Here is a 4,654-nt window from a genome sequence, read left to right on the forward strand (position 1 = left end):
GCTTGATTTTTTGGCTACTTTTTGATCAAGCAAAAAGTAGCTTTAAAAAATTCATTTTTTAACAGAGTTAGGAACAGATACTTATCTCCCTTCTTTATCAAGAAAAAAGTAATATAAAAATACTGATAATCAAATAAAAAAAATAAAAATGCCTTATAGATTATATATACCAATGGTGGTCATCCTTAAGTGGACACCATTGCGGGAACAGCTACTTTTAGTTTAATTTTATTACATCTTTCAGATTACTAATAACATGAATTTTTATACCAAAAGATTTAGAAAAGGCTTGATGTTGAGCAGCAATAAATACCTCTTTAAATCCTAATTTTTCTGCTTCGGCTATTCTGGATTCAAGCCTTTGTACCTGCCTAAGTTCACCCCCTAAGCCTACCTCTGCTATAAAACATTTAAAATTTGAAATAACCGTATCCTTGAGCGAGCTTACCACTGCCATACAGATGGCCAAATCCAATGCTGTATCCTCTACTCTCAAGCCTCCTGTAATATTTAAAAATACATCACGGTCATGTAGGCGTAAACCAGTCCGCTTTTCTAACACAGCTAATAACATATTCAGTCTTTTAGGGTCATAACCTGTAGCATTGCGTTGAGGATTGCCATACCTAGTTGCTGTTACCAATGCTTGCATTTCAAGCATGAGTGGCCTAGTACCCTCTAAGCAGGAGCCAATCGCTATGCCACTTAAACCATGGTCTTGCCCGGAAAGTAACATGGAAGAAGGATTTTGAACAGCATGTAACCCACTGACCTTCATCTCATATATACCTAATTCTGATGTAGGGCCAAATCTATTTTTGATAGTTCGTACCATTCGATATAAGCATGTTTTATCGCCCTCAAACTGCAATACCGTGTCTACCATATGTTCCAATAGCTTAGGTCCTGCCAAAGCTCCATCTTTATTGATATGACCTATTAAAAATATAGCTACTTGAGTGCTTTTGGCATAATGTAACAACTGTGTGCTACACGTTCTAATCTGGTTTATACTACCGATTGCTCCTTCTTCTTCTTGAGCATATAAAGTTTGAATGGAGTCTATAACCAATAAGGCAGGTTGCAAGTTATTTGCATGTTCCAGTATCTGAGCTAGTGCACATTCCTGTAGCATAAAGCAGTTTGGCGCAGATAATGCTAGGCGAGTAGCACGTATTTTGATTTGATTTTCTGTTTCTTCTCCAGATACATATAGTACTTTAACCTCTTTTAATTGCAGGGCTATTTGCAGCAAAAGTGTTGATTTCCCAATCCCAGGCTCTCCCCCCAATAGTACCAACGAACCTGGTACAATCCCTCCACCTAGCACTCTATTGAACTCTACATCTTTAGTTAGTAGACGCGCATGCGTAGTTACTTGAATATCATCTAAGCTTTTAGGATGGTTAGTAGATAGCTTGGCTTCCATGGTACTACGCTTGGCGTTACGTTTTGTAGCAAATAAGGTTAGCCTATTCCATTCATGACAAGCGTCACACTTACCTTGCCATTTAACATATTCAAGCCCACAGTTTGTACACACATATGCCATATGATTTTTGATTTTTTAGATTAGATTTGTTGCAGAACGCTATTTCTGCTGGCTAATTTGTACTTAGCCTTGCGGCTTACATTCCGTTTAGTAGGTTGTGGTTTTGCGCGTCGTGTCTCCTGCAAATTCCAAAGCATAAGCCAATTTTGCAAGAAATCTAATGTTTATGCACCATAATCCCACCGATTATTTTTGAAAATGATATGTATAGTCAAGCAGATGCGCTATTTGATAGGGCGTCATTTTATTACACAAACTGTTCTTCTACCAATGACATGGCTCAAAAATACCTCCTACATGCAGCAGAAGGAACAGTTTTTATTGCAGAGCATCAGTATAAAGGAAGAGGACAACGGGATAGTACTTGGCTATCAGCAGCGGGTCAAAATCTTCTTTTTTCAGTTATTCTCCATCCAGCATGGTTGACTATAGATCATATTTTCGCTTTGAACATTATTACTTGTTTAGCCATTCATGGTGTACTTATAGAACTCTTTCCTAAAGAGATTTCTATAAAATGGCCCAATGATATCTATTATTTAGATCAAAAATTGGGGGGCATTTTAATTGAAACCAATCTAGGCGACGGTCATACCATAAAGACGGCTGTAATCGGTATTGGGTTAAATGTGAATCAACTCCATTTTGCATCGGCTAAGGCCACTTCCCTAGCCCTACATAAGGGTGCTAGGTTGAATAGATCACTGCTTTTAAACCATATTATAGATGAATTAGGTAGGTATTATGGTCAGCTTCAAAGTGGTATGGTTGATTTGCTTTGGGAAAAATATACTGCTATACTCTACCGAAAAACAGGATTTCATATCTTTGTCACTACGGATGGCTGGCTGGAGGGGTCTATTGTAACGGTGAATAGACTAGGTGCTTTGGTTCTAGCAGGACGTAATGGCAAGGAATATAGCTACCAACCTAAAGAAATTACTTTTATATGAACAACCAACCACCAGACTTTTCTGAAACCATTATTATGGTAGATAAACCTGCTGGGTGGACCTCTTTTGATGTCGTCAAAAAGGTTCGTTATGCCTTAAAAATAAAAAAGATAGGTCACGCTGGTACCCTAGATCCACTAGCTACCGGATTACTTTTATTATGTACAGGCAGACAAACTAAAAAAATGAGTACCCTTCAAGATCTAGATAAAGTCTATACGGGTCAAATGGTGCTTGGTAAGACTACCCCATCTATGGACTTAGAAACACCTTTTAATAGCTTATCTACCTATGATCATATCAGTGCAGAAATGGTAAAGGCTGCTGCTGCTACTTTTGTTGGGACTATTATGCAGGTGCCTCCTATTTATTCGGCTGTTAAAGTAGATGGAAAAAGGGCCTATAAAATAGCTAGAAAAGGAGAAGAGGCTATGCTAACTCCCCGTTCTATTATGATCCATTCCTTCTTGCTCACGGCCATTGACCTACCATTTATTACGTTTAAACTAGTTTGTAGTAAAGGGACGTATGTACGTAGCCTTGCCCATGATTTAGGAAAAAAATTAGGCGTTGGAGGTTACCTTCATGCCTTATGCCGAACCCAAATAGGGGACTATTGTTTAGAAGAGGCCTATAGCCTAGAAAGATTATGCCAAACCAATAAATTACCCATTTAGCTAATTAACTAATAGATACATCCTTTTTTGTAAAATTTGATGCGGGTCTAGTTATAATTTAGTAAATTCGTATAAATATTACCTTTTTCCCTAAAAATGCAAGTGCCTAATCACTTAATGTTAACTTAATGCAAGCATGCTATCTGCATCTAGTAGCAACTATTCTTTATTTTATTGCATTTACTATGAAAAATTATAAGATAAATTCATTATTCATGCACAAGTATAGCTCCCTCTTTTTATTACTTTTATCTCTTTTAGGCTATCATGTTAACTTGTTTGCCAACCCTGCCAGTAATATTGGCCAGCCTTTAATACTACAAAAACAGCAAGCAATTCTTAAGCTTTATGAAAAAAAGCATTACGCCAGAGCTAATGAAGCAATAGAACTCCTTTTGCCTTTGTTAAAGAATAGAATAGAGCGTGCAAAATTTGAATACTATCAAGCTTATTGTAATTTCCATCAAAAAAGATATTTGGTTAGTGCCAATCAGTTTCATTTGCTTGTCAAGCAATATCCTGCTTTTCCGCAGGTAGAAGAAGCGCTTTTTATGCAAGGCTATAGTCTAGCCTCTGAAAATGTAGATATACGGCTAGATCAGACGACTACCTATGATGCCATGCGTTGTCTAGAGCACTACTTAGCAGTTTATCCAACCGGTGCTTATCTGGATAAAGCTTCGGATGCTTTACAAAAGTTACAAGGGCGTCTTATGCAAAAAAGCTTTGAGGCTGCTGCGCTGTATGTTCGTTTGGGCTATTATAATGCGGCTATTGTGGCGATTAAAAACTTTCAGCAAGCCTATCCAGAAAGTGCCTTCAAGGAAAAAGCACTGCGTTTATTGATCAAGTGTTACCAAAAATTGGCGCTGGCAGCTTCTCATAAAGAAAAGAAAAAACAAATGAAATTATATAGTGACCAATGTGCCCAGCAGCTAGCGGAGCATTTCAATGATAAAAAAGTCAATCTAGTAGAGAGGGCCCGTTCTAAATAAATACAAAACACCTATAGCATTTTACCATTATGAGCCTAAATAAAAAAGTATATCTAGTACCTAGAAATATACACGAGTTGATTGCACCTACTGGCAATATCTATGAAAGTACGGTTATCATTACGAAACGTGCCAAACAAATTGCTATGAACATGAAAGATGAGTTGGATCGTAAGTTAGACGAATTTATGTCTATTATTGATGAAAAAGACAGCATAGATGCTCAGCGGCAATATGAGATTACCCAGCATTATGAAAAACTTCCTAAACCTGTGCTAGAAGCAACTACCGAGTTTTTAGAAGGGGGGATTGCGTTTCGTTATATTAATGAAGAAGCCTAAAAGCTTTTTGATCAAGAAAAACGTAATAACAAAAATTCATTTTTTACCAATCTCGTGAAAAAATACCTCATCGCAGCTATTTTTTAGTAGCCGTTCAGCGCAGTGGAAAAGGCTAAGTAGAAAAAGCAAAAACGCC

5 protein-coding genes are annotated in these 4,654 nt (G+C 37.3%); 4 read left to right on the forward strand and 1 reads right to left on the reverse strand.

Going from position 1 to position 4,654, the window contains the following annotated elements:
• Nucleotides 1-217 precede the first annotated feature (217 nt).
• Nucleotides 218-1,552, reverse strand: coding sequence for a DNA repair protein RadA (radA, locus tag MUW74_RS03790; protein ID WP_243518151.1), 1,335 nt, complete (start codon nucleotides 1,550-1,552; stop codon nucleotides 218-220).
• Between the two features lie 203 nt (nucleotides 1,553-1,755).
• Here radA and MUW74_RS03795 point away from each other — a divergent pair, with 203 nt between their 5' ends.
• The 4 genes from MUW74_RS03795 (at nucleotide 1,756) to MUW74_RS03810 (ending at nucleotide 4,518) form a co-directional block, all read left to right on the forward strand.
• On the forward strand, nucleotides 1,756-2,505 hold the full coding sequence (locus MUW74_RS03795; protein WP_243518149.1) for a biotin--[acetyl-CoA-carboxylase] ligase: 750 nt from the start codon (nucleotides 1,756-1,758) through the stop codon (nucleotides 2,503-2,505).
• Nucleotides 2,502-3,182, forward strand: coding sequence for a tRNA pseudouridine(55) synthase TruB (truB, locus tag MUW74_RS03800; RefSeq protein WP_243518136.1), 681 nt, complete (start codon nucleotides 2,502-2,504; stop codon nucleotides 3,180-3,182). Before MUW74_RS03795 ends, truB begins: the two co-directional genes overlap by 4 nt.
• A 215-nt stretch (nucleotides 3,183-3,397) precedes the next feature.
• Complete coding sequence (locus MUW74_RS03805) at nucleotides 3,398-4,177, forward strand: outer membrane protein assembly factor BamD (protein WP_243518133.1); 780 nt, start codon at nucleotides 3,398-3,400, stop codon at nucleotides 4,175-4,177.
• Nucleotides 4,178-4,206: 29 nt separating this feature from the next.
• Complete coding sequence (locus MUW74_RS03810; protein ID WP_243017893.1) at nucleotides 4,207-4,518, forward strand: DNA-directed RNA polymerase subunit omega; 312 nt, start codon at nucleotides 4,207-4,209, stop codon at nucleotides 4,516-4,518.
• The last annotated feature ends 136 nt before the right edge of the window (nucleotides 4,519-4,654 follow it).

This window comes from Candidatus Cardinium sp. cBcalN2 (genome assembly GCF_022810445.1).
Classification (GTDB): domain Bacteria; phylum Bacteroidota; class Bacteroidia; order Cytophagales; family Amoebophilaceae; genus Cardinium.